Raw genomic sequence first — 25,529 nt, forward strand, 5'->3', positions numbered from 1 at the left:
CCCCGGCAAGTACAGTCGGGCGACCGATCAACTGACCGGGGGGAACCGGCAGCGCGATGCGCATCTCCTTTCTGCTCCACAACGGCTACCACTACGGCGGCACGATCCGCACGACCTACACGCTCGCCGAGGAACTGGCGGAGCGTCACGAGGTCGAGATCGTGTCGGTGTTCCGCCACCGCGACCGCCCGCTGCTCGACCTGCCCGCCGGGGTGACCCTGCGCCACCTCGTCGACCTGCGGAAGGAAAGCCCCGGGTACGACGGGGAGCACCCCGACTTCCACCGTCCCGCCCGGGTCTTCCCGCGCGGCGACGGACGCTGGAAGCAGTACAGCGCGCTCACCGACGCCCGGATCGGGGAGCACCTGCGCGGCGTGGAGGCCGACGTCCTCGTCGCCACCCGGCCCGGGCTCAACGTCCACCTCGCCCGGCAGGCCCGGCGCGGGCCCGTCCTGATCGGCCAGGAGCACCTGACCCTGGACGGCCACACCTACCGGCTGCGCCGGGACATCGGCCACGAGTACGCGCTCCTCGACGCCGTCACCACGGTCACCGAGGCCGACGCCCGCGCCTACCGGAAGCTGGGGCTGTCCGGCGTACGGATCGAGGCCGTGCCCAACAGCGTGCCCGCGCCCTCGCTGCCGCCCGCCGACCCGGCGGCGAAGACGGTCGTCGCGGCGGGCCGGCTGACCCTGGTCAAGCGGTACGACGTGCTGATCGACGCCTTCGCGGAGGCGACGGGGGACCACCCCGACTGGACGCTGCGGATCTACGGCTCCGGGGACGCCGTCCAGAACCTCAGGGCGCCGCTCGCCCGGCGGATCGAGGAGCGGGGCCTCGGGGGACGGGCCTTCCTGATGGGGTCGGTCACCCCGCTGGAACCGGAGTGGGTCAAGGGCTCGATCGCCGCCGTCACCTCCCGGCGAGAGTCCTTCGGCATGACGATCGTGGAGGCGATGCGCTGCGGCCTCCCGGTGGTCTCCACCGACTGCCCGAACGGGCCGCGCGAGATCATCGAGGACGGGGTCGACGGACGGCTCGTGCCGGTCGACGACGTGGCGGCGGTCGCGGGAGCGCTGCGCGAGCTCATCGAGGACGACGAACTGCGGGCGAAGACGGCGCGGGCGGCCCTCGCCGCCTCCGAGCGCTTCGACCCCGCCCGGATCGCCGCCCGGCACGAGGACCTCTGGACGGAGCTCCTGGACCGGGGCGCGGGCCGGCGCACGCACTCCCCGGCGCGGACGGCGCTCCACCGGGGCGTGGGCCGGGCCGTCGACGCCGTCTACGCGCAGAAGGCGAGGGCGGGCCGCCTGGTCCGCCGCTTCCGCTGAGGCGGGCGGGAGAGCCCGGCGACCCGCATCGAGGTCCGCATTGAGGACCGTAGCCGTCCGCGAGGGCTGTCAGACTCGGGCGCATGTTGGAGACCTCCGCACGGCTGCTGCGTCTGCTCTCACTGCTCCAGGCCCACCGCGAGTGGTCCGGGGCCGATCTCGCCGACCGGCTCGGCGTCACCCCGCGCACCGTGCGGCGGGACGTCGACCGGCTGCGGGAGCTCGGCTACCCCGTGCACGCCAGTCCCGGCACCGGCGGCGGCTACCAGCTCGGGGCCGGGGCCGAACTGCCGCCGCTCCTCCTCGACGACGAGGAGGCCGTGGCGGTCGCGGTCGGTCTGCGCGCCGCCGCCGGGCAGGGCGTCGAGGGCATCGGCGAGAGCTCGGTGCGCGCCCTGGCCAAGCTGGAGCAGGTCCTGCCGGGCCGGCTGCGGCGGCGCGTCGGGGCGCTGAACGCCTTCACGGTGCCGCTGCTGCGCACCCCGGACGAGCGGGTCGACCCGGAGGTCCTCACCGACCTCGCCCACGCCTGCCGGGACAGCGAGCGGGTCCGCTTCGCCTACCGGGACCACGCCGGCTCCGCCACCCGCAGGAGCGTGGAGCCGCACCGGCTGGTCTGCACCGAGCGGCGCTGGTACCTGGTCGCCTGGGACCTGGACCGGGCCGACTGGCGTACGTTCCGGGTCGACCGGATCGAGCCCACCCCGCCGCACGGCCCCCGCTTCCCGCCCCGAGAACCGCCCGCCGAGGACCTGGCCGCATATGTGGCGAAGGGCGTGTCGAGCAGCGCCTACTCCACGGAGGGGACGGTCCGGCTGCTCGTGCCGCTCGCCGAGGCCGCGGCGGCCGTCGGCCCGCTGCACGGCGTCCTGGAGGCCGAGGGCGACGGGACCTGCCTGCTGCGCACGGGGGCGCACGGACTCGACGTCCTGCTGATCCACGTGGCGATGCTGGGCTTCGACTTCGAGGTGGTCGAGCCGCGGGAGCTCACCGGGCGGATCCGTGACCTCAGGGACCGGCTGTCCCGCGCCCTCGACCGCACGGAGGGCGGGCCCGGCACGGTCTCCTGACGCGCGTGCCGGGGTGTTCGGGCGGCGTAAGCATTGTGTAAGGAAAGGGTGAGTGCCCCGCGCGGGCGCCGCCGGGGCAATTCGGGAAGTCCGCACGGCGGGCGGGAATTGTCCGTCTCCTATCGGCGCTTCCCGGCCCCGCGCGAGAACTGCCGGACGTTCCCGGTAAAGCACCGGAGAAGTGCCGGGGAAGGGGTGGGGAAGCGGCGGGTAACCCCCCTTCCGGGGAGCACGGGGTGCGGCAAACGGATGTCGAGGACTTGTGACACAAGCGTGACCGGCAAGGGACTAACGTGAGGTTCATGGCACCCACCTCGCGCACTCCCGAACAGCCCGGCGACGCTCCCGAGTCCTATGTGGGCCTCGGTGCGGAAGGCGCCGAACAGCTCGCCAGGACCCGCGGCTGGAGCGTCGTCCGCTCCCTGCCGCCCGGCTCGATCATCACCATGGAGTACCTCTCCGGGCGCATCAACTTCGAGGTCCAGGACGGCACCGTCACCCGCTGCTGGCTCGGCTGACACCCGGCCCCGCGCACACGGAAGGGCCCCGGCCGACCCGGCCGGGGCCCTTCCGCGCGTACGGGGGGGAGAGGTGCGGGGGCTCAGCCCCTCGTCGCCGGGGTGCGCCGGCCGCCGGCCACCCCCACGGGCTCCCGGACCGGCTCCTCGGGGCCGGGCGGGCGGGTCGGGAAGAACCCCGGCCGGGGTCCGCCGGACGCCACGGGCAGCGAGGGCACCAGCCGCCGCCGGTCCCGCAGCCGCTCCCGCAGCCGGTCGCGCGCGGCGAGGATCCAGGACTCCGCCACGGCCAGGACCGGCTCGCACCAGGGCAGCGCGAGCAGGACGAGGAGGCCGGCCGCCCAGCCGAGCAGGACGTCGCTCAGCCAGTGCGTGCCCAGGTAGACGGTGGTGAGGCCGACGCCGAGCGCGACCACGGCGGAGAGCGCCGACAGATAGCGCCGGGCCCGCGGGGTGGTCGCCAGATAGGCCAGGATTCCCCAGGTCACGACCGCGTTGGCGGTGTGGCCGGAGGGGAATATATCGCCGCCCGCGAAGAGCTCGGCGGAGCCGACCTGCGTCGCGTAGTGGGGTCCGAGGCGGCCGAGTCCGAGCTTGACCGAGCCGACCGAGACGTTGAGCAGCAGAAGGGCGGCGCCGAGACACAGCAGGGGGCGCAGGGTGTGCTGGCGCCAGGAGCGCCAGCCCAGCCAGGCGGCCACCATGACGGCCGTGGGGCCGCGCTGACCGAGGACGACGTAGTAGTCGAGGAAGGCGTGCAGCTCCGGCCACTGCTGGTAGGGCCGGAACAGCATGATCTTCCAGTCGAGGGTCACCAGCCGGGTCGACAGCAGGACGGCCACGACGATGGCGAGATAGAACGCCGACGTCCCGCCGAAGAGGGCGAGACGCGTGCGGGTCATCCCCGGGACCTCTATCTTCGGCGGTTCCGGCTCCCGGTCCAGCCGGGCAAAGATGTCGGTACGCACCCAATCGACGTTACAGGGAGTGAGAAGCCGACCCCGTCACACCGCTCCCTTCGTGATGACGATGTGATGTGGAGTAGGTCTCAGGGGGACTCTCATTACCGGCGTCCGTCCGGAAATCGGATGACCTGCGGACCCATTCCCCGAAGGGGCATTCCGGAAGAATGTTTGAACGTGAGGGAATTCCTCCGAACGGGCGTCCGCGTGGAATTCCGTACGCTCCGGGGGCCGGTCCGAGTGGCGTACGCCACACCCGGAGCCCGGACAGGGTGAGAGGTCCACCACGCGCTCGACGGTCGACCTCGCGTACGCTGGCGGCTCGCTCGCCCGTCGATGCCGGGCCGCTCCGGGGAGGCAACCCCTGGTCGGGGGCCCACCGAGCGCGAGAGTTCCACCGGGAGGTACGTACATGTCGCGGACGAACACGGCCCCAGCACGACCTCGTGCCGCCGCGGGCGGTGGTGCCAACCGCTGGGTCGTCCTCGTCGTCCTCTGCGTCAGCCTCCTCCTGGTCGCCCTGGACGCGACCATCCTCCACGTCGCCGTCCCCTCGCTCACCGAGGACCTGCGCCCCGGCTCCACCGAGCTGCTCTGGATCGTCGACGCCTACCCCCTGGTCTGCGCCTCGCTCCTCATCCTCTTCGGCACCCTCGGGGACCGGGTGGGGCGGCGCAGGGTCCTGCTGCTCGGCTACGCGCTGTTCGGCGTCGCCTCCGCGGTCGCCGCCCTCGCCACCGAGCCGTCCGTCCTCATCGCGGCCCGCGCGCTGCTCGGCGTCGGCGGCGCCATGATCATGCCCGCCACGCTCTCCATCCTCCGGGCGGTCTTCCCCGACCGGCGGGAGCGCGCCACCGCCATCGGGGTCTGGACGGCGGTCGCCGCGATAGGCGCCGCCACCGGTCCGGTCCTCGGCGGCTTCCTCGTCGAGCACTACTGGTGGGGCTCGGTCTTCCTCATCAACATCCCGCTGATGGCGCTGATCCTGCCGCTCGGCCGCCGTCTGCTGCCCGAGTCCCGGGGCGCCGCCGACGGCCCCTGGGACGTCCTCGGCGCCCTCATGGCCGCCGCCGGAGTGCTCGGCTGCGTCCTCGGCGTCAAGCGCGCCGGGGCCGGCGAACCGCTGCTCGCCCTGCCCACCGCCGGGCCGCTGCTGCTCGGCGCGGTCCTCCTCGTCCTCTTCGTGCGGCGGCAGAGGCGGCGTCCGCACCCGCTGATCGACACGGGGCTCTTCGCCCGTCCCGCCTTCACCACCTCGGTCGGCTGCATCGTCCTGGCCATGCTGGCCCTGGTCGGCCTGGAGCTCATCGCCGTCCAGTACCTCCAGCTCGTCCTCGGCCTCAGCCCCCTGGAGACCGGCCTCCGGCTCCTCCCGCTGACCTTCGCCGCCATGGCGGCCGGCGCCACCGGCTCGTACACCCTGCGCCGGATCGGGCCGCGCCGGATGGTCGGCTGGGGCTTCGTGCTCACGGCCGGCGCGGTGCTGCTGCTCGTCCTCATGGGCGAGCACGACCGGCCGCTGCTGCTCACGGTGGGCTTCGTGCTGCTCGGCTTCGGCCTGCAGACCACGCTCTTCTCGGCGTACGAGTCGATGCTCAGCGAGGCGCCCCCGCGGAGCGCGGGCGGCGCGGCGGCGATCGGGGAGACCTCGTACCAGCTCGGCGCCGGCATGGGCATCGCGCTGCTCGGCAGCGTGATGAACGCGGCGTACGCCCCCGGTCTCAGCGGGATCCCCGGGGTTCCGGAGGAGGCGGGCCGGGCCGCCGCGAACTCGCTCGGCGAGGCCTACAAGGTGGCCGAACAGCTCGGCGGGCCGGCCGGCGGCGCCCTGCACCAGGCCGCCCGGCAGTCCTTCGTGAACGGCCTGCACATCACGCTCTGCGTGAGCGCCGTGCTGCTGCTGGCCGGTGCGCTGATGGCCCTGCGCCTGCCCCGCGTCATGGAGTGTCCGGTGGACCCCGAGGGTCCGGACGACCCGGAGGCGGCGGCGGAGGCCGAGGGCGCGCGGAAGGTCCCGGACGGTCCTGCCCCCGCCGCGGAGCGCGTCGGGAAGGCGGGGTCGCCCGGGGTGTCCGAGCCGCGGGTGCCCGCGACCCGGGAAGCGATCGAGCCCGCCGGCTCGGGGAGACGTCCGGCGCACTGACCCGATCCGTCGGGAGGCGTCCGGTCGGGCCGGCGGACCCGATCAGCTCTGGTTGAAGAAGCCGTCCTGCGGGCGCCGGCCGCCCTCGCTGACGATCTGGGTGTCGGCCGGGGTCAGCAGGAAGACCCGCGTCGCCACGCGCTCGATGGAACCGCGCAGGCCGAAGGCGAGGCCGGCGGCGAAGTCGACCACGCGCTTGGCGTCGTCCGGCTCCATCGCCGTCAGGTTCACGATGACCGGGACGCCGGCCCGGAAGAGCTCGCCGATGCCCCGGGCGTCCCGGAAGCCGTCCGGGGAGACCGTGGCGATCCGGCGGCCCCGGTCCTCGGCGGTGTCCGTGGCCACCCGGACCCGGGGGTCCGTCACCCAGGCGTCGCCGCTCTCGGCACTGTCGGCGTACTCGTCGTCGTAGTAACGCTCGTCGTTGTCCTCGACGAGTCCCAGCCAGGCACTTGCCTTGCGCACCGATCCCATCGACGCCTCCTTTCAACGCGGTCACTTGTGGTTCCGCATGTCCCCATCGTCGTCCATGATGCGGATCGCGCGCCAAGCGGATAAGCGCCGTGCAGGGGATTCGTGACGGTACTGGTGCAGAACGTGAGGGCCGTTTCCTGGCGATTCGTCAGGAAACTTGCGGTATGCGGGTCCTGAAGGGGGGCCATGCAGATGAAAATATGAAAGTCGTGCCGGAAGAGTGACGATGGGCGCGTACGGGTGAACGGGACCGCTCGCTACGATGCCGCGAGGCCGCTCGACGGCCCTCCGTACGGCCTCGGTACGGCCTTGCGCACCGCTTTCCGGACGCCTTTCGGGGCGGCCCCGGCCCACGACTCACGGGGGAGTCCTTGTTCGGAATCGTCAGACCCTGCACGCACCGGCTCACCGACCGCCTCAAGGTCGAGTGGACGGCCCACCTCTGCGGCCTCTGCCTGGCGCTCCGCGCCGACCACGGCCAGTTCGCCCGGGTCGTCACCAACTACGACGGGCTCATCGTCTCGGTCCTGACGGAGGCTCAGACCGGCGCCGTGGCGAGCGGGCGCCGTACCGCCGGACCCTGCCCGCTGCGCGGCATGCGGACCGCGCCCGTGGCCCGGGGCGAGGGCGCCAGGCTCGCCGCCGCCGTCTCGCTCGTCCTCGCCTCGGCGAAGGTGCGGGACCACGTCGCGGACCGGGACGGCCTGTTGGCGCGCCGGCCCGTCGCCGCCGCGGCCCGCCGGGTCGCCCGCTCCTGGGACCGGGCCGGGGCCAGGACCGGCCGCGCCCTCGGCTTCGACACCGCCGTCCTCGTCGACGCCGTCGACCGCCAGACCGGCATCGAGTCCCTCACAGGCCCCGGCACGCCCCTGCTCGCCGTCACCGAGCCGACCGAGACCGCGACCGCAGCCGCCTTCGCGCACACCGCCGTCCTCGCGGGCCGGCCGGAGAACGCCGGACCGCTCGCCGAGGCCGGCCGCCTCTTCGGCCGGCTCGCCCACCTCCTCGACGCCGTGGAGGACCAGGCCGCCGACGCGGCGAGCGGCGCCTGGAACCCGCTCACCGCGACCGGCACCTCCCGCGAGGAGGCCCGCCGGCTCGCCGACGACGCCCTGCACGGCATACGCCTCGCCCTGAAGGACGCCCGCTTCACCGACGGGAAGCTGGTCCACGTCCTGCTCGCCCACGAACTGCGCACCTCGGTGGACCGGGCCTTCGGCACGACCACCTGCTCGCACGGGGCGTCCGGCGCCGGTCACGGGCCGGTGCCGGGGAACCCGTACGCGCCCCAGGGGCCCGGGCCCGGCAACCCGTTCGCTCCCGGCCCCGGCGGCCCCGGAGGGCCGGGCGGGCCCCACGCTCCCGGCCCCGGCGGTCCCGGTGGCCCCGGTGGGCCGTTCCCGCCCGGACCGCCCGGCCGGCGCGGACTGATCGCCGGATGCGCCCTCTGGGTCGGCCTCGCCTGCACCTGCCAGATGTGCTGCGGGACGTACGAGGACCCCTGGAGCCGGGAGCGGCGCGAGGGCCTCTGCGGCCAGTGCGACCCGGGAAGCTGCTGCGACTGCTGTGACTGTTGCAGCAACTGCGGAAACTGCTGCTCCTGCGGCGAGGGGGACGGCTGCTGCGGCGACTGCAACTGCGGCTGCGACTGCTGACGGGCCGTCGGAGGAAACCCGGCGGGACGCCCCCGCCGGAAGCCCTCCGCGGGACCCCGCCGACCCGCCCCTCCCCGTACCGCTACTTCTTCGGCGCCGGGAGCTCCGGCGGGGAGATCTGCGAGCGCTCGATGCCCGAGCCCGTCACTCCCCACTTCCTGAGGATCCGGTCGTACGTCCCGTCGGCCTTCAGACCGTTCACCGCGGCCTCGAAGGCCGGCGCGAGCGGGGTGCCCTTCTTGAAGGCGAAGCCGACGTCGAGGCGCCGGTACTCGTTGAGGAACTTCATGCCCTTCTGCTGCGTCACCGCGTACCGCAGGCCGTTGATCGTGCTCATCACGAGGTCGCTGCGGCCCTGCTGGAGCGCCATCCAGACGGCCCCGGTCTGGTTGTAGACGTCGATCCCGTACGGCTTCTTCCCCGCCTCCGCGCACCGGCCCTTGTTCTTCTCCAGGGTCCGTTCGAAGGTGGTCCCGGCGTCCACCGCCACCCTCAGGCCGCACAACTGGGTGAGGTCGGTGATCTCCTTCAGCGGGCTGTCGGCCCGGGCCGCGAAGCCCTGCCCGTCGTTGACGTACGTGACGAAGTCGATCGTCTTCCGCCGCTCCTCGGTCACGCCGAAGTTCCCGGTGCCCACGTCGTACTTGCCGCTGCCGAGGGCCGGCAGGATCGCCTCGAAGCCGACGGCCTCGCGCTTCGCCTCCAGACCGAGCGCCTTCGCCACGGCCGCGGTGAAGTCCGCGTCCACGCCCACCACGGTCCTGCCGTCGGGCAGATAGGCCGAGCTGGGCGGAGTGCCGACCGAGGCGGCGACCGCGAAGGAGCCCCGCTGCCGCACGTCGGCGGGGAGCAGCTTCGCCGCGGCCTCGTTCTTCTTCACCCCCGCCACCACGTCCTCGGTGGGCAGCGCGCCCTTCGCCGCGCCCGGGGCCCCGGCCGGCGCGGTCGCGGGCTCGCCGCCCGCGCAGGCGGTGAGGCCGAGCGCGGCGACGGTGATCAGGGAGAAGGCCAGGGCGGTGCGGGCGGGACCGGGGCTCGTGCGCGTACTCATGGCTTCGGGTTCTCCAGGAATTTCTCGAACGGCAGCGGGCCGATCGACTCGGGATCGGCGGTCACGTCGAAGAGCGGGCGGTAGCCGCTCGCCAGGTAGAGGCCCCTGGCCTCCGGCTGGCGCGGCCCGGTCGTCAGGTAGACGCGGGAGTAGCCGCGGTCCGCGGCCTCCTGTTCGAGCGCGGTCAGGACGCGGCGGGCGAGTCCGCGCCTGCGGTGCGCCGAGTGGGTCCAGATCCGCTTCAGTTCGGCGGTGTGCTCGTCGTAACGGCGGTAGGCGCCGCCCGCCACGGGCACGTCCCGCTCCAGGAGGAGCAGGAAGGCGCCGCGGGGAGGGGCGAACTCCTCCGCCGGATAGCGGCTCAGGTCGTGCGCCGAGCCGTACCGGGTCGTGTACTCGTACGCCAGCTCGTCGAGGAGCGGGCGCGCCAACGGGTCGTCGGTCGTGGTCCGGCGCACGGACAGCGCGGACTCACGACTGGGCGTGAGAGGCATGTGTCTCTTTCGGGCGAAGAGAACGAAGAAGAGGAAAAAGGGCGAGGGGAGGGGAGCTCAGTGCCGCGCGGGTGAAGGAACCGCCGAGGGCGTCACGAGGGACACCACGGGCGGGGAGGAAGGAGCAGGAGACGCAGGGGGTCGGCTCAACAGGAAGAGGACCACACGCGACCGAAGTCGATGTGGGAGCGCGTGACCAGCTGCTGCGAATGCATGGGCCCAGTGGAACAGGCATCCGTTTCCCCGTCAACCATCCTGAGACGAACGGCTCATATTCCGGACGGACTTGACAAGCCTCCGCTCGACGGCCGTAGCCTCACAGGGCGGACACCGGGCTGAGGGGCCCGGTCCCGCGCTCACCGCTCGCCGTGCGTGTGAAGGCGCACCCGTGCGAACGCCCCCGCGCGTTCCCCGTACGAACGACCGGGCGTTACCCGTGCGAAACGAACGCCCCGCGCGTTCCCCGTACGAACGTCCCGCGCGTTTCGTGCGCACTCCCGTGTTCGATCCGCCCCCTGGCATCCACGGAGCCTTCGCATGTCGACACCCCTCGCCACCCTCGCCAAGGAGGCCGCGGCCCCGCCGCCGGCCGAACCGGCCCTCCGGATCGTCCCCACCCGCCGCACCGGCCAGTGGACCGCCGCCGTCGCCGTGCTCGTCCTGCTCGCGCTCGGCCTCGTCTCGGTCGTCCGCAACAAGGCCTTCCAGTGGGACGTCGTGGCGCAGTACTTCACCTCCGCGTCCGTCCTGCGCGGCCTCGGCCTCACCCTGTGGCTGACCGCCCTCGTGATGGTCCTCGGCTTCGTCCTCGGCACCCTGCTCGCCGTCTGCCGGCTCTCCGCCAACCCCGTTCTGCGCGCGGTCAGTTGGGGCTACATCTGGTTCTTCAGGTCCACGCCGATCCTGGTCCAGCTGCTCTTCTGGTTCAACATCGGCATGCTGTACCCGCAGATCCTCGGCGTGAACACGGTCAACCTGCTCGGCCCCGTCGCCGTCGCCGTCATCGGCCTCACCCTGCACGAGGCCGCCTACGCCGCCGAGGTCGTCCGCGGCGGCATCCTCTCCGTCGACCGGGGCCAGATCGAGGCCGCCGAGTCCCTCGGCCTCGGCCGGTGGCGCCGGCTCTCCCGGATCGTCCTCCCGCAGGCCATGCGCGCCATCGTGCCGCCCGCCGGGAACATGCTGATCGGCACCCTCAAGGGCACCTCGATCGTCTCCGTGATCGCCGTCCAGGACCTGCTCTACTCCACCCAGCTCGTCTACCACCGCACGTACGAGATCATCCCGCTGCTCCTCGTCGCCACCCTCTGGTACGTCGCCGTCACCTCGGTGCTGAGCGTCGGCCAGTACTACGTCGAGCGGCACTACGCCCGCGGGACGGGCGGTGCCCGATGAGCACCCGCCCCTCCGTCGTCGTCGTGGGCGCCGGGCCGCGGGGGACCGGCTTCCTCGAACGGCTCGCCGCCAACCTGCCCGAGCTGTACGGCGACCGGCCCCTCGACGTCCACCTCGTCGACCCGCACCCGCCCGGCCCCGGCCGGATATGGCGCACCGAACAGTCCCCGCTGCTCTGGATGAACTCCCAGGCCGAGGACGTCACGATGTTCACCGACGAGACCGTGGAGCTCGAAGGCCCCGTCCGGCCCGGACCCACCCTCGCCGAATGGGCCGGCGTCGACGGCCGCACCTTCCCCACCCGCCCCCTCCAGGGCGCCTACCTGCGCTGGGCCTACGAGCGGGCCCGGGCCGCGCTGCCCGCCTCCGTCACCGTCCACGAGCACCGCGTCAGCGCGCTGCGGGTCGGCGGCCCCCGCGAGGGGCGCCAGCGGGTCTGGCTGGAGGGCGCCGCCGTGCCCCTCCCCGCCGATCTGGTCGTCCTCACCGTCGGCCACCTGGAGGCCGAACCCGACCGGGAGCAGCGGGCGCTCGCCGACTTCGCCGCCCGTCACGGCCTCGTCCACCTGCCGCCCGACTTCACCGCCGACACCGACCTGAGCGCGCTCCCCGCCGGCGAACCCGTCCTCGTCCGCGGCTTCGGACTCGCCTTCGTCGACCTGATGGTCCTCCTCACCGAGGGCCGCGGCGGCCGTTACGAGGGCGAGGGCGACGACCTCGTGTACGTGCCCTCCGGCCGGGAGCCCGTGCTGCACGTCGGATCGCGCCGGGGCGTCCCGTACCACTCGAAGATCGGCTACGCCCTCGACGGCGAACGGCCCCCGCTGCCCCGCTTCTTCGGCACCGCGCAGACCGACGCCCTGCTCGCGCGCCGCGAACCGATCGACTTCCGGCGCGACGTGTGGCCGCTCGTCGACAAGGAGCTCGGCTGGGCCCACTACCACCGGCTCTTCTCCACCCACCCCGAGCGGACCGCGCTCCCCTGGAGCGACTTCGAGAAGGCCTACGAGGCGGCCGGGCCGCGCGGCGCCGAACTCGCCGCGCTCGTCGTCGCCGCCGTCCCCGACCCCGCCGACCGGCTCGACCTCGACGCCCTCGACCACCCCCTGGACGGCGTCCGCTTCGCCTCCGCCGAAGCGCTCCAGGAGGGCCTGCGCGCCTACGTCACCGCCGACCTCGCCCGCCGCCACGACCCCGCCCACAGCGCCGACGCCGCCGTCTTCGCCGGACTGCTCTCCGTCTACGGGCAGCTCCTGCGGCTCGGCGACCGCATCGACCCCGGCGGCTGGTGGCACGGCTTCTTCAGCTACCTCGCCTCCGGGCCGCCCGGCCCCCGGCTCCGCCAGCTCCTCGCGCTCTCCCGCGCGGGCGTCGTCCGCTTCCTCGGCCCCCGCGTCACCGTCGCGACCGACGAGGAACGCGGCCTCTTCCGGGCCTCCTCCGACGCCGTGCCGGGGGAGTGGACCGAGGCCCGCGCCCTGGTCGAGGCCCGGCTGCCCGACCCCACCCTGGAGCTCACCGGCAGCCCGCTGCTGCGCGCCCTCCACGAGGAGGGGGCCCGCGCCACCGCCAGCGGCCTCCTCGTCGTCGACCCCGTCGACGCCCGGATCCTGGAGCGCGACGGACGCCCGCACCCGCGCCGCTTCGCGCTCGGCCCGCACACCACCGCCCGCGCCGGAGGGGCCTTCACCCGGCCCCGTACCGGCGGGGTCGCCTTCGGGCAGAACGACGTCACCGCGCGCGCCGCGCTGGCCCTCCTGCGCGACCTGGAGTGTCGCCTCCCGGCCCCGCTGAGCGCCTGACCGGCGCTTCCCTCCCGTACTCCGCACTCCGCAGTCCGCCGGGCGTCCGACCGGCCGCTCCCCTCCCGTACCCCGCCCGCACGCCTCCCGAGGAACCGCCATGGCTCTCACCAGCGACCCACCGGCCGAACCGCTCACGAAGGAACCGGCCGCCCCCGCCGCCCCGGCGGCCCCCGACCTCGTGATCGTCCCCGTCCGCCACCCCTGGCGCTGGGTGGCCGTCGCCGCCACCGCCGTCCTGCTCGTGCAGTTCGCCCACGGGCTCGTCACCAACCCCGGCTGGGAATGGGACGTCTTCGCCGCGTTCTTCACGACCGAGACGATCCTCAAGGCGGTCTGGGTCACCCTCCAGCTCACCTTCTACGGCACCGCCCTCGGCTTCGCGATCGGCATCGTGGTCGCCTTCATGCGCCTGTCGGCCAGCCCGTTCCTGCGCTCGGTCGCCTTCGGCTACATCTGGGCCTTCCGCTCCATCCCGCTCATCGTCCAGCTCCTCTTCTGGTTCAACCTCGCCTACCTCTACAAGGAGCTGAGCATCGGCATCCCCTTCGGGCCGGGCTTCTTCTCCTTCGACACGATGGGCCTGGTCGGCGAGATGAGCGCCGCCGTCCTCGGACTCGCCCTGCACCAGGCGGCCTACGCGGCCGAGATCGTCCGAGGGGGCGTACTCGCCGTGGACGAGGGCCAGTTGCAGGCCGCGGCCTCCCTCGGCATCCCCAAGCTCCGGCAGGCGCGCCGGATCATCCTGCCGCAGGCGATGCGCTCCATCCTGCCCAACGCCGCCAACGAGGTCATCTCGCTCTTCAAGGGCACCTCGATCGTCTCCGTCATGGCGATCGGCGAACTCTTCTACCAGGTCCAGGTCGTCTACGGCCGCAACGGGCGGGTCGTCCCGCTCCTGATGGTCGCCACCGCCTGGTACATCCTGCTCACCACCGCGCTCTCCGTCGTCCAGCACTACGTCGAACGCCACTACGCGAAGGGGAGCACCCGATGAGCTCCGCCACCACCGCCGAGAAGACCCCCGCCACCACCGCCAAGGTCGAGATCCGGGCCGTCCACAAGAACTTCGGCGCCCTGCACGTGCTGCGCGGCATCGACCTCGACGTGCGGGCCGGCGAGGTCACCGTCGTCCTCGGCCCCTCCGGCTCCGGCAAGTCCACCCTGCTGCGGACCATCAACCACCTGGAGAAGGTCGACGGCGGCACGGTCAGCGTGGACGGCGTCCTCGTCGGCTACCGGCGCTCCGGGAACAAGCTCTACGAGCTGCGCGAGCGCGAGATCCTCAAGCAGCGCACCCGGATCGGCTTCGTCTTCCAGAACTTCCACCTCTTCCCGCACCTGACCGTCCTGGAGAACGTCGTCGAGGCCCCCGTCTCGGCCCTCAAGCGCCCCCGCAGGGAGGCCGAGGCCGCGGCCCGCACGCTCCTCGAACGCGTCGGGCTCGCCGACAAGGCGGAGTCGTACCCCAAGCAGCTCTCCGGCGGACAGCAGCAGCGGGTGGCCATCGCCCGCGCGCTCGCCCTCGAACCGGGCCTGCTCCTCTTCGACGAGCCGACCTCCGCACTCGACCCCGAACTGGTCGGCGAGGTCCTCGACGTCATCAAGGACCTGGCCGCCACCGGCACCACCATGATCGTCGTCACCCACGAGATCGGCTTCGCCCGCGAGGTCGCCGACACCGTGGTCTTCATGGACGAGGGCCGGATCGTCGAGCAGGGCCCGCCGGCCGAGGTGCTGGACAGCCCGCGCCACGAACGCACCCGCGCCTTCCTCTCCAAGGTCCTCTGACCCGCCCTTCCCCTCCTTCCCCTGCACCGCCTCACGACAGGAGCACCGCCATGAAGTCCCGCCGTACCCTCCTCACCGCCCTCGCCTCGCTCGCCGCCCTCGGCGTCCTCACCGCCTGCGGCTCGGGCGAAGCCGCCGTCAACGAGGTCAAGCCCGAGGGCAAGAAGGGCCACGGCATCAACCTGGGCCCGGAGCAAAACCGCGTCCACACCCCCAAGGTCGACGCCGTCGCGGCCAAGCTCCCCCCGGCCGTACGGGAGAGAGGCACGCTCGTCCTCGGCGTCTCCGCGTCCAGCAATCCGCCGCTCGCCTTCCGCGCCACCGACGACAAGACCCTGATCGGCGTCGAGGTCGACATCGCCACCCTGGTCGCCGACGCCCTCGGACTGAAGCCCGAGTTCAACGCCGTCTCGTGGGAGAACCTCTTCGTCGGCCTGGACAGCGGCAAGTACGACGGCGTCTTCTCCAACGTCACCGTCACCGAGGAGCGCAAGGACAAGTACGACTTCGCCACCTACCGCCTGGACGACCTGGCCTTCGAGGCCAAGAAGGGCTCCGGCTGGACGGTGAAGGGGCCCGAGGACGTGGCCGGCAAGGCGATCGCGGTCGGCTCCGGCACCAACCAGGAGAAGATCCTCGTCGACTGGTCCGCGCAGAACGAGAAGGCCGGGCGCAAGCCGGTCGACATCAAGTACTACCAGAACACCTCCGACTACTACCTGGCGCTCCAGTCCGGCCGGATCGACGCCTACCTCGGCCCCAACCCCGTCGCCGCCTACCACGTGCTCTCCTCGGGGCAGACGGAGGTCGTCGGCAAGTTCTCCGGGGCGGGCGCCGGGCTCCAGGGCAAGATCGCGGCCACCACGAAGAAGGACAGCGGACTCGTCGCCGCCTACGCCGCCGCGCTCGACCACGTCATTCAGAACGGCACCTACGCCGAGGTCCTCAAGCGCTGGGGCCTCGACGGCGAGTCCGTCCCCAAGTCGGAGATCAACCCGCCCGGCCTGCCCCGCACCAAGAACTGACCCGCCCCGAAAGAACCGCGACGGGGCCGGTCCGCCCGGCCCCGCGCGCACCCTCCCGAGAGAGACCGCATGACCAGCAGCCGACCGCTCCACCTCGCCGCCGAGCTCGCCCCGGGCTCCGGCCGGGCCGACCCGGGCCCGGACACCGCCGCGCGCACGGTCGCGCTCGCCCGCCTCGCCGAGGCCGCCGGGCTCGACTTCCTCACCCACGACGACTCCTTCGCCCGGCCCGGCCTCGACGCGCTCGCGATCCTCGCCCGGGTCGCCCCGGAGACCCGCTCCGTCGGCCTCGTGCCGACCGTGACCACCACCCACACCGAGCCCTTCCACGTCCAGGCCGCCGTCGCCACCCTGGACTGGGTGAGCCGGGGCCGGGCGGGCTGGCGGATCGAGGTCTCCCCGACCGGCGCCGAGGCCCGGCTCTTCGGCCGCCGCCCGGCCCCGCCCACCGCCGAGCTCTGGCAGGAGGCCGGCGAGGTCGCCGAGGTCTCCCGCAAGCTGTGGGACAGCTGGGAGGACGACGCCGAGATACGGGACACGGCGACCGGACGGTTCGTCGACCGCCGCAAGCTGCACCACGTGAACTTCCAGGGCGCGACCTTCTCGGTCAAGGGCCCTTCGATCGTCCCCCGGCCCCCGCAGGGCAACCCGGTGACCGTCGTCGACGCCACCCGCCCCGCCGCCCGGGAGACCGCCGCCCGCCACGCCGACGTGATCCTGGTCGAGGCCGCCACCGCCGAGGAGGCCGCCGCGCTCCGCGCCGAACTGCACCGGGTCGCCGGCGCCCACGGCCGCGACCCCGGGCAGCTGCGCGTCCTGCTCTCGCTGACCGTCGACACCGACGCGTACGAGGGCGGGCCCGGCGCGCTCGCCGGGCTGATCGCGGACTGGCACGGGGGCGGGGCCGTCGACGGCTTCCACCTCGTGCCGGCCGTCCCGGAGCGGGACCTGGAGCGGTTCACCGCCGTGACCGTGCCCCTCCTCACCGGCCGGGGCCTCTTCCGCACGGCCTACGAGGGCGCCACCCTCCGCGACCACCTGGGCCTGGACCGCCCCGAGAGTCAGTACGCCGCCGGCGTGCGCGTCAGGACGGGGGCGGGCGCATGAGCACGCGGGAGCCCCGCAAGCGGATCCACCTCGCCGCGCACTTCCCCGGCGTCAACTCCACCACCGTCTGGGCCGATCCGCGCTCCGGCTCGCAGATCGACTTCTCCTCCTTCGAGCACCTCGCCAGGACCGCCGAGCGCGGGCTCTTCGACTTCTTCTTCCTGGCCGAGGGGCTGCGGCTGCGCGAGCACGCGGGACGCATCCACGACCTCGACGTCGTCGGCCGGCCCGAGTCGATCACCGTCCTGAACGCGCTGGCCGCCGTCACCGACCGGCTCGGCCTGGCCGCCACGGTCAACGCCACCTTCAACGAGCCCTACGAACTGGCCCGGCGGCTCGCCTCGCTCGACCACCTCAGCGCGGGCCGGGCCGCCTGGAACGTGGTCACCTCCTCGGACGCCTTCACCGGCGAGAACTTCCGGCGCGGCGGCTATCTGGACCGGGCCGACCGGTACACGAGGGCCGCCGAGTTCCTCGCCACCGCCCGTGAGCTGTGGGACTCCTGGACCCCGGAGGGCACCCCGAAGCCCTTCGCGCACAGCGGGCCGCAGTTCCGGATCGACGGCGAGTTCACCGTCCCGCGCTCCCCGCAGGGGCACCCGGTCGTCATCCAGGCCGGGGACTCGCCCGAGGGCCGGGAGTTCGCCGCCTCCGGCGCCGACGTGATCTTCACCCGGCACTCCACCCTGGAGGCGGGCCGGGAGTTCTACGCCGACGTCAAGGGCCGGCTCGCCCGGTACGGCAGGGAGCCGGGCGACCTGAAGATCATGCCGGGCGTGACGTACGTCCTCGGCGACACCGACGCCGACGCGCGGGAGAAGGCGGCAGAGATCCGCCGCCAGCAGGTCTCCCCGCAGAACGCGATCCTCGCCTTGGAGCAGGTCTGGGGCCGTGACCTGTCCGCCCACGACCCCGACGGGCCGCTCCCGGACGTCGACCCCGACCCGGACTCGACGCTCGTGCAGGGCCGGGTGCGGGTCGCCGACCCGGTCGGCGTCGCCCGCAAGTGGCGGGCGCTCTCCGAGGCCCGGGGCCTGTCGATCCGGGAGACCGTCATCGAGTCGACCGGCCGCCAGTCGTTCATCGGCACTCCCGAGACGGTCGCGGCGGCCCTGGAGGAGTTCGTCGCCACGGACGCCGCCGACGGCTTCATCCTCGTCCCGCACCTCACCCCCGGCGGCCTCGACGACTTCGTCGACCGGGTCGTCCCCCTGCTCCAGGAGCGCGGGGTCTTCCGCACGGAGTACGCCGGCACGACGCTCCGGTCCCACCTCGGGCTCCCCGAGCCCGTACGAAAAGGTTGAGAAAAGCATGAGCACGGATCCACGGCAGGACTGGCGGGAGTGGCACGAGGCGCGCGAGGCCTCGGCCTCCTCGCCGTACGGACCGCTCTCCCTCGCGGGCAACCACTGGCTCTCGGACCACCCGGAGGGGCGAATTCCGGCCGTTCCGGGGGAGTGGCGGGCGGACGGCGACGAGGTGGTCCTGACGGCGGCCGACGCGGACGGCCTCACCGTCGACGGAAAACCGTTCACCGGCACCGTCCGGCTCACCGCCGACCAGGGTCCGCCCGAGGAGTCCCGGGTCGCGGCGGCGGAGCGGCGGATCGTCGTGCTGCGGCGCGAGGGCGATTGGGCCGTACGGGACTTCGACCCCGGCGCGGAGACGCGCCGCGCCTTCCGGGGCATCGAGGCCACCCCGTACGACGAGCGCTGGGCGGTGCCCGGCGTCTTCCGCCCGTACGGGGAGACGCGCAGCGTGCGGGTCGAGAACGCCGACGGCCGGGAGCGGGGCCTCGGCCTCGCCGGCGAGCTGGTCTTCGAGCTGGACGGCGCCGAGCGCGTGCTCCGGGTGGCCGTCGAGGAGGGCGGCTCCCTGTGGGCGGTCTTCGCGGACGCCACCAGCGGCCGGGACAGCCACCGCTTCCGCTTCCTGAAGCCCCCGGCCCCGGCGGCGGACGGCACGGTGACGGTGGACTTCAACCGGGCGCTGCTGCCGCCGTGCGCCTTCGCGGACCACTTCCTCTGCCCGTTCCCGCCGCCGGGGAACACCCTCGACGTAGCCGTCCCGGCGGGGGAGCGGCACCTCGCGCGGACCTGACCCCCAAACCCCTCTTGGTGCGCGGTAGTTGACGGCCGTACGGCTGAAAGGCGCCCTTGCGGCGTGAAGTCGTACGGCCGGAGACTCCCCCACAGCGCCGGCCTCCGGGCCGCGCCTCACGGGCCCGGCACCCCACGGCGGGCCCCCGATTCCCCTCGGGAGGAACGAGAAGTGAGGACCATGCGCACCACCCCCACGAGAAGCATCCGGCTGCTCGCCGTCACCGCCGGCCTCGCCGCCGCCGCGGCGCTCGCCGTCCCCACCGCGAACGCCGACTCCGCCGCCACCGCGGGCACCTACAGCGCCGCCGCCCTCGCGGCGACCGGTGACGCCGTCCGCGCCGCCGACGTGGCCGGCACGGCCTGGCACGTCGACACCGCCACCGGCAGGCTCGTCGTCACCGCCGACTCCACCGTCGACGCGGCGGAGATCGCGAGGATCAAGGAGCGCGCCGGGGCCAACGCCGCCGCGATCAAGGTCGAACGGACCCCGGGCCGCTTCAGCAAGCTGATATCCGGCGGAGACGCGATCTACGCCGACGCCGGCTGGCGCTGCTCGCTGGGCTTCAACGTCCGCGACAGCGCGGGCAACTACTTCTTCCTGACCGCCGGGCACTGCACCGACGGCGCCGGGACCTGGTACGCCAACTCCGCCAAGACCACCGTCCTCGGGACCACCGCCGGGTCCAGCTTCCCGGGCAACGACTACGGCCTGGTCCGCTACACCAACAGCTCCATCACCAAGACCGGCGGCGTCGGCAGCGTGGACATCACGAGCGCCGGCAACGCCACGGTCGGCCTGTCGGTCACCCGCCGGGGCTCCACCACCGGCATCCACAGCGGCAGCGTGACGGGCCTCAACGCCACCGTGAACTACGGCGGCGGCGACATCGTCTCCGGTCTGATCCGCACGAACGTCTGCGCCGAGCCCGGCGACTCCGGCGGCCCGCTCCACTCGGGCAGCCGGGCCATCGGCCTCACCTCGGGCGGCAGCGGCAACTGCTCCTCGGGCGGCACGACCTTCTTCCAGCCCGTGACGGAGGCGCTGAGCGCGTACGGGGTGAACGTGTACTGAGCCGGACCGCGCCGGGGGCGAGCAGCCCCCGGCGCGAGGACGAGTGGGCCCCTGCACTCCGGATGCCGTTGGTTAATTCGGGGCCGACGTTGTCGCCCCCGCCTGTGTGAATGCGTCAGCTCACCCAAGGCCGAACGCCGTGAACTCAACCTCCGGCACCGGGACGAACACGCAGCCGTCCAAGCCGTCGGGCACTACGGCCCGCGCAGATCCCGCTACCGCGGCCTGGCGAAGACCAGCCTCCAACACCAGATCACCGGCGCCGCGATCAACCTCACCCGCATCGACGCACACCTCACCAACACACCACGAGCCCGGATCCGCACCAGCCACTTCGCAGCACTTCGCCCCGCCGAGCTCGTGCTCGACGGGGCGAAGTGATCAGAGCCCCGAATCAACCAACGGCATCGAATGCATCCGGCGGGGCCTCTTGACTCATTGGTTACGGAAGCGAAGGGAACACTTCTTCCCACCCCTGCAACCGCCCATTGACATGGCCGGGAGCCAGTCTCCCGAGACTCAGAGCAGGTGAAACGAGGTTCTTGACAGCCCGCAGAAGTCGAATCTGCGCAATGTCGAGAGTGCGCCAGTCCACCGACAGGACTCGAGCCTCTTCGACCGAAATAGGAAGCTCTCCGAAAAGCAGGTCGATCTGATGGCTCGGATTCAAGATGTCGACCTCGTGATTCGACGGAACCTGCTGGAGGAGTGCAACAGAGAGGTTCAGTCGGCGAATCACGCTCTCACGCTGATCGATGGAGCCCGAGGTCATCGCAGCTTCGAAAGCGTACGAGAGCGCCGATGAACAGGTGGCCCAGGAATCCGCAGGCAGGGAGGCGCACCCTTCGGTCAAGCGCAGCGTCATCAGCTCAACAATGCCGAGCCACTGACCACGACGCAGTTCAGAGACCTCAGGAGTGCGTGCGGCCAGGACCTCGGAGAGCGACTGGAGGTCGAGTGCCACCAGCTCATCGAATCTGTTCATCAGAAATACACTCCCAGTGCAGCAAATGCTTCCCTGCCCACCTGCAGGCTCTCACTCGATGGCAGGAAGTGACCACTGTGGAAGTTGATGTCCAACCCGAAGTACCCGTCGCTTGATGAGCCGGCGATATCGGCCTCACCAGCCGCACGAACCGGGCCCCCTCGGGTGAGGGCCGAGTGCGAAATCTCTTGACCATTGACGAACTTCGGTATGATCACGAGACTTCCGTCCTCCCGGACCGCCCACTTGATCCTCCCGGAATTGATCGCGGAATCAAAGGCGGCGGACCCCACGGTGGAGGGCGTCACGCCCAACCTGTCCGCCAGGGCGAGCTCCCCTCTGAGCGATGCAGGCATCGTATTGGGGAACAGGCCACAGCCCGGATCGGTGTTGTGTACGAGCACCGGTGTCTTCCCGGCCAGCACATGGTAGGTGTGAAGATCGTTCACCGTGAGGTTGTACGCGGGCTGGAGTGTCTTCCAGTGACGGACCTCGCCCACCTCAACGGTGTCGCCGGTGGCCGTGCGGAGGGTGTCGCCGGCGCTCAGGTCTGCCGCGTCGGTCCACGTTTTGGTCGTCTCGGACCAGAAGGGGTGGTTGTCGGTGGCCGTCACCACGCTCTCGCCACGAGCGGCGCTCAGGGTGACGTCGGTGAAGTCCCGATCGTCCGGGGTGTAGATGGTGGCTTCGACCCGATGGGGTCCGGACTCTCCCGTGATCGGGTCGGCGGCCTGAACCATGTCACCCGTACGGACGTGCTCAATCGGCTTCGTGGTGTGGTCGCCCATGAGGACGCGGGTGCCTGCCGGGAAGCTGTTCTTCTTGCCCGGGCAGCCGGGTGCCTTCTTGAGGGCGGCGACGATGTCGTCGAACAGCTTCTTGGCGTCGGGACCGTACTTCTCCGCGTAGCGGGAGAACTTGACCGCAGTACTTGCCCAGCCTGCGAAGGGGATCATGGCGGCGCAGGCCAGCCCGGCGTCGACCCAGGCACCCTCGCGACCGATCGGGTGGAAGTACTGGACGGTCCCTTCGATGGCGTAGATCCCGCAGTTGATGCCGTCGGCCAGCTCGCCGAAGACCGGGATCGTGCCGAGGACGTCGAGACTGAAGTGCATGACGTCCAGGTGGACGCCGAGGGGCGTACCGGGAGGGAGCTGCTTGGTGGTGAGGAACCGGAAGATATGGATGCCGGTCCAGGCGATCTTGACGATCGCCTTCTTCTTCGCCTCTGCCTCCGCGCGCAGGCGCTCCTGTACCGCCTTCTGGTACTGGTCGGTCATGTAGCGGTCGACGGTCTTCGTGTACGTGTTCCGAGCACTGTCGCGGCTCTGACCGGCGGCGACGGCGGCGACCCGGGCCTCCTCCGCCGCGTTCATGGCGTCCTTGGCGTAGCCCAGAGCGGCCTGGAAGCTGGCGCCGGCCTGGACGGCCGAGTTGTCCGCGCGGCGGACCGCGTCGGCGGCCTGCCTCTCGGCGTTGCGCGCGGTGGCCGCCGAGGCGGCTGCTGCGTTGGCCGAGTTGCGGGCGCTCTGGGCGGACTCGGCGGCCTGCTCGGCCCAGTCGGCGGCCTTGTCGGCGTAGGAGCGCGCGGTGACCGCGTGGTTGCGCGCGGCGTTCGCGTCGTCCTGGGCGTTGGCCGCGTTCTCGGCCGCCGTGTAGGCGTCCTGGAAGGCCCGGGCGGCGATCTCGCTGGAAGAGGCGATGATGGCCTGGACCTGCGCCACATGGGCGGCGTTCAGCTGGTCGCGGCGCTTGGCGCGGTGCTGGCCGGACTCGATGAAGGTGCGCAGGTTGGTGTCGGGGCTGGCGAGTGCCGTCTCCGCCGCTGCCTTGAGCTCGGGGGTGCCGCCTTCGGCGAGGCGGGCTGCCTCGACGCGGTCGTCCTCGAGTCGGGCCTGGTGCTGGCCGACGGTGAGGAAGGCGTCGAGGGCCTTGGGGTCGGAGCTGTCGAGGGCCTTCTTGGCGTCTTCCTTGACACCGGCGCCACCGGCCTCCGCGATGCGGGCGACCTCGATGCGGCGGTCGGGTGCCGCCGCCTGGTACTGACCGGCGGTCAAGAAGGCGTGGACCTGGGTCGACGTTCCCTTGAGGGCCTCGGCCGCGGCCGTGCGCAGGTCCTCGTAGGCGCCGGTCAGGACAAGGGTGTTGACCTCGTCGCGTTCGTCCTGTTCGGCGGCCGTTTTCCAGTCCGTGCTCGCGTAGGCGACGACAGCGGCGTCGTCACCGGCGAGGGCGGCCTCGGCGGCGGCGCGGGACCAGGGGCCGCGGATCTGCGCCGCGATCAGGGCCATCTTGCGGCCCGCCGTGGCGATGTGCGCCGGGTCCGCACCGGGCTGGCGGGCCTGGTCGGCGAGCTGCATGAAGTCGACGTCGAGCTTGATCGCCTCCTGCGAGACGCGGGCGACCTCGGCCTTGGCCAGGTTGTGGGTCTCCGCGGCGTCCTTGGCCTCGTTGACCAGCGTGTGGGTGCGGCTGGCGATCTCCTCGGCCTCGGTCTTACGGGTCGTGACCTGGACGTCCTGCGCCTTCTTGACGGCTTCGCCCGCAGTCCGGGCGGCCTTGAGCGCCTCGTCGGCAGCGGTCTTCGCCCGGTTCGCGGCCTCCTGTGCGTCACCTGCGTGTTCGGCCGCCTTGCGGGCGGCTTCGGCTGCCTTGCGGGCGTGGCCCGCGGCCGAGCGGGCCGCGACAGCGGCCTCTCCGGCAGCGTCGGCGGCAGCAGCCGCGTTGGCCATCGCGATGCCGGTGGCGCGCTTCGCCTCCGCGGCGTGCCGGCGGGTGGCTGCAGCGGCAGCCAGGGCGTTGCCGTACTCCGCGCCGGACTCCTTGGCCCAGTTCGCGGATTCCGTCGCGGCGTCCGCTGAGGCGTACATGTCGCTGATGGTGTCGAGCGTGGCCTGCATGGTGCGCTGCAGGTTGATCGCGACCGCGCGCAGGGCTTCGGCCGAGTCGGCGATCCTGGAGGCGGCGCCGGCCGCCTCGTCGGCCGCGGCCGCGGCCAGCGCGTTGTGCTTGCCGGAACCGGCCGCGTCCCACGCCCGGCTCGTTGCCTTCGAGGCCTGAAGGGCGGCGTCGGAGGCGTTCCTGGCGGCGATCGCCCCAGCCTGTGCGGCGGTGTTGGCGGCCTTGGCGGCCGAGATCGCGGTGCGGGCAGCCGCGGCGGCCCGACGGCTGGACTCCGCGGCACGGCGTGCCGCGTCCTTGGCCTTGAGGGCGTCCTTCTTGGCGGCCGCGGTCTCGGCAGCGGCCTTCGCCGTCTCCTCCTTGGCCAGCCGGGCACTGGTCTTGGCCTTCTCCGCCTGCTCTTCCGCGGTCTTCTTGGCCTTCTCCGCCGCTATGCCGGCGTCCTTGGTCTGCTCGGCCAGATCGGAGATGGTGGCGTGTTCGCGGTCCTGGGCGGCAGTGATGTGCTGGCCGTAGACGAGGAACTCACGAACGCCCTCGATCCCCGACCGCAACGCCTCGGCAGCCGCACGCCTCGTGGCCGGACCGCCGGTGGCCTCGATCTGCGCGACGCGCACGCGGGCGTCGTCGTCGCGCTGCTTGTACTGGCCCTCGGTGAGGAAGGCGCGGATCTCTTCGATCGAGCCCCGCATCGCCGCGTTGCCGATCTCGCGGACACCGGCGCCGCCGGTCTCGATGGCGAGCGCGGCCTCGACACGCTGGTCATCGGCCAGCGGCTGCTGCCAACCGTCCTTCATGAAGGCCGCGAGTTCCGCCGGCGCGCCGTCCAGGGCCTTCGCCGCGGCCTCACTGACGCCGGGGCCGGCCTCGGTGACCAGCTTCAGCGCAGCCTCACGCAGGTCGAGCTGCTCGGCGACCTTCTGGCCGTCGACGAGGTACTGCCGGATCTGCTCGTCGTTGCCGACAAGGGCGGCTCCGGCGGCGGACTTCACGGCGGGGCCGCCGTTCATCCACAGCTGCACGAGCTTCTGGCGATCAGTCAGGTTGCTGACCGGATCCGCAGCCGTGGCGGGTACGGCGGACACCAAGCTCGCGAGCAGGGCCAGAGGCAGCACGGCACCGGCGACCATTCCGCCGCCAGCGCGTCTCCTCCCCGAGCCTCTCGGTATTCGGGCTGGTTTCTGGCGCACTGAGCGTGCTCCCCTCTTGTCGATGGGCGTTCTGCGGTACGAGCGGCGGGATGAAGGGCACAAGGCGGCTTTGACGGGGCACCTGCTTTGCGCAACTCGGCATCGCAGCCGTACGAACTGTGAGACCTGCCGCCGTGCAGGACTTCGAACAGGGCGAGGTGGACGACCGGCGACTGACGCACGTGTCGCCCGCCGGCAACGCAAGGTCCGGCCACTCGGCAAGAGTCGTGGTCCTGGTCGGTGTTCGAGCGTGAGGCCGCCGCTGCGAGGACCGTATACGGGAACCCCATTACCGTCAACCAGCGTTGCGTGCAGCTCGCCGATGATTGATAAGCTCACCGTCAACGCGCTACGGTCTCGCTCGACCGATCGCCTGGTGGCGGAAAACCGATGGGGCAGGGTCACCCGGCACCCCATCACCGAGGCACCGTCGCGACGGCACGGCTCCCTGTAGCACCCCG

General features: G+C 72.4%; 20 protein-coding genes and 1 pseudogene. 15 read left to right on the forward strand and 6 right to left on the reverse strand.

Annotated elements, in window-relative coordinates:
• Positions 1-56: 56 nt before the first annotated feature.
• The 3 genes from AB0398_RS24085 to AB0398_RS24095 all read left to right on the forward strand — a co-directional run bounded on the left by AB0398_RS24085 (position 57) and on the right by AB0398_RS24095 (position 2,919).
• The gene (locus AB0398_RS24085) at positions 57-1,331 is read left to right on the forward strand and encodes a glycosyltransferase family 4 protein (protein WP_366377684.1); all 1,275 of its coding nucleotides are present in this window, start codon (positions 57-59) and stop codon (positions 1,329-1,331) included.
• Between the two features lie 83 nt (positions 1,332-1,414).
• Positions 1,415-2,401, forward strand: a complete 987-nt coding sequence (locus tag AB0398_RS24090) for a YafY family protein (protein WP_366377685.1) — start codon at positions 1,415-1,417, stop codon at positions 2,399-2,401.
• 302 nt (positions 2,402-2,703) lie between these two features.
• Positions 2,704-2,919 carry an I78 family peptidase inhibitor gene (locus tag AB0398_RS24095; RefSeq protein WP_366377686.1) on the forward strand — a complete coding sequence of 72 codons (216 nt, stop codon included), beginning with the start codon at positions 2,704-2,706 and terminating at the stop codon, positions 2,917-2,919.
• 83 nt (positions 2,920-3,002) lie between these two features.
• On the opposite strand, the gene AB0398_RS24100 is transcribed toward AB0398_RS24095, so the two are convergent.
• Positions 3,003-3,887 (reverse strand): phosphatase PAP2 family protein, encoded by an 885-nt coding sequence (locus tag AB0398_RS24100; protein ID WP_366377687.1) that lies wholly within the window; start codon positions 3,885-3,887, stop codon positions 3,003-3,005.
• 406 nt (positions 3,888-4,293) lie between these two features.
• On the opposite strand from AB0398_RS24100, the gene AB0398_RS24105 reads away from it, so the two are divergent.
• A complete protein-coding gene (locus AB0398_RS24105) occupies positions 4,294-6,024 on the forward strand; it encodes an MFS transporter (protein WP_366377688.1) in 1,731 nt (576 codons plus the stop codon).
• A 42-nt stretch (positions 6,025-6,066) separates the two neighbouring features.
• Here the strand turns inward: AB0398_RS24105 and sepF are convergent, their stop codons facing one another.
• Positions 6,067-6,498: a cell division protein SepF gene (gene sepF / locus AB0398_RS24110; RefSeq protein WP_366377689.1), complete on the reverse strand. Its 432-nt coding sequence runs from the start codon at positions 6,496-6,498 to the stop codon at positions 6,067-6,069.
• Positions 6,499-6,869: 371 nt separating this feature from the next.
• Here sepF and AB0398_RS24115 point away from each other — a divergent pair, with 371 nt between their 5' ends.
• Complete coding sequence (locus AB0398_RS24115; protein WP_366377690.1) at positions 6,870-8,153, forward strand: DUF5685 family protein; 1,284 nt, start codon at positions 6,870-6,872, stop codon at positions 8,151-8,153.
• Positions 8,154-8,235: 82 nt separating this feature from the next.
• Here the strand turns inward: AB0398_RS24115 and AB0398_RS24120 are convergent, their stop codons facing one another.
• Positions 8,236-9,204, reverse strand: a complete 969-nt coding sequence (locus AB0398_RS24120; RefSeq protein ID WP_366377691.1) for an ABC transporter substrate-binding protein — start codon at positions 9,202-9,204, stop codon at positions 8,236-8,238.
• Entirely contained in the window at positions 9,201-9,698 is a 498-nt protein-coding gene (locus AB0398_RS24125; protein WP_366377692.1) for a GNAT family N-acetyltransferase, read from the reverse strand. The genes AB0398_RS24120 and AB0398_RS24125 overlap by 4 nt, the downstream gene beginning before the upstream one ends.
• A gap of 537 nt (positions 9,699-10,235) precedes the next feature.
• Here AB0398_RS24125 and AB0398_RS24130 point away from each other — a divergent pair.
• The 10 genes and pseudogenes from AB0398_RS24130 to AB0398_RS24175 all read left to right on the forward strand — a co-directional run.
• Entirely contained in the window at positions 10,236-11,093 is an 858-nt protein-coding gene (locus AB0398_RS24130; protein ID WP_366377693.1) for an amino acid ABC transporter permease, read from the forward strand.
• On the forward strand, positions 11,090-12,895 hold the full coding sequence (locus tag AB0398_RS24135) for an FAD/NAD(P)-binding protein (RefSeq protein ID WP_366377694.1): 1,806 nt from the start codon (positions 11,090-11,092) through the stop codon (positions 12,893-12,895). The genes AB0398_RS24130 and AB0398_RS24135 overlap by 4 nt, the downstream gene beginning before the upstream one ends.
• 100 nt (positions 12,896-12,995) lie before the next feature.
• Positions 12,996-13,892 (forward strand): amino acid ABC transporter permease, encoded by an 897-nt coding sequence (locus AB0398_RS24140; protein WP_366377695.1) that lies wholly within the window; start codon positions 12,996-12,998, stop codon positions 13,890-13,892.
• The gene (locus AB0398_RS24145; protein WP_366377696.1) at positions 13,889-14,686 is read left to right on the forward strand and encodes an amino acid ABC transporter ATP-binding protein; all 798 of its coding nucleotides are present in this window, start codon (positions 13,889-13,891) and stop codon (positions 14,684-14,686) included. Before AB0398_RS24140 ends, AB0398_RS24145 begins: the two co-directional genes overlap by 4 nt.
• Before the next feature lie 50 nt (positions 14,687-14,736).
• Complete coding sequence (locus tag AB0398_RS24150; protein ID WP_366377697.1) at positions 14,737-15,711, forward strand: ABC transporter substrate-binding protein; 975 nt, start codon at positions 14,737-14,739, stop codon at positions 15,709-15,711.
• Positions 15,712-15,780: 69 nt separating this feature from the next.
• Positions 15,781-16,818 (forward strand): LLM class flavin-dependent oxidoreductase, encoded by a 1,038-nt coding sequence (locus AB0398_RS24155; protein ID WP_366377698.1) that lies wholly within the window; start codon positions 15,781-15,783, stop codon positions 16,816-16,818.
• Positions 16,815-18,122 (forward strand): NtaA/DmoA family FMN-dependent monooxygenase, encoded by a 1,308-nt coding sequence (locus AB0398_RS24160; protein ID WP_366377699.1) that lies wholly within the window; start codon positions 16,815-16,817, stop codon positions 18,120-18,122. Before AB0398_RS24155 ends, AB0398_RS24160 begins: the two co-directional genes overlap by 4 nt.
• Before the next feature lie 7 nt (positions 18,123-18,129).
• On the forward strand, positions 18,130-18,918 hold the full coding sequence (locus AB0398_RS24165) for a DUF1684 domain-containing protein (RefSeq protein WP_366377700.1): 789 nt from the start codon (positions 18,130-18,132) through the stop codon (positions 18,916-18,918).
• A gap of 180 nt (positions 18,919-19,098) precedes the next feature.
• Positions 19,099-19,992, forward strand: coding sequence for a S1 family peptidase (locus tag AB0398_RS24170; protein ID WP_366377701.1), 894 nt, complete (start codon positions 19,099-19,101; stop codon positions 19,990-19,992).
• Positions 19,993-20,100: 108 nt separating this feature from the next.
• Positions 20,101-20,373: pseudogene (locus AB0398_RS24175) on the forward strand (transposase); the annotation flags it as partial.
• A gap of 61 nt (positions 20,374-20,434) precedes the next feature.
• Here the strand turns inward: AB0398_RS24175 and AB0398_RS24180 are convergent.
• Together AB0398_RS24180 and AB0398_RS24185 are read right to left on the reverse strand one after the other, a co-directional pair.
• Entirely contained in the window at positions 20,435-20,977 is a 543-nt protein-coding gene (locus AB0398_RS24180; protein ID WP_366377702.1) for a hypothetical protein, read from the reverse strand.
• Positions 20,977-25,008 carry a polymorphic toxin-type HINT domain-containing protein gene (locus AB0398_RS24185; protein WP_366377703.1) on the reverse strand — a complete coding sequence of 1,344 codons (4,032 nt, stop codon included), beginning with the start codon at positions 25,006-25,008 and terminating at the stop codon, positions 20,977-20,979. Before AB0398_RS24185 ends, AB0398_RS24180 begins: the two co-directional genes overlap by 1 nt.
• Between the last annotated feature and the right edge of the window lie 521 nt (positions 25,009-25,529).

The organism is Streptomyces sp. NPDC086147 (genome assembly GCF_040702165.1).
GTDB lineage: Bacteria > Actinomycetota > Actinomycetes > Streptomycetales > Streptomycetaceae > Streptomyces.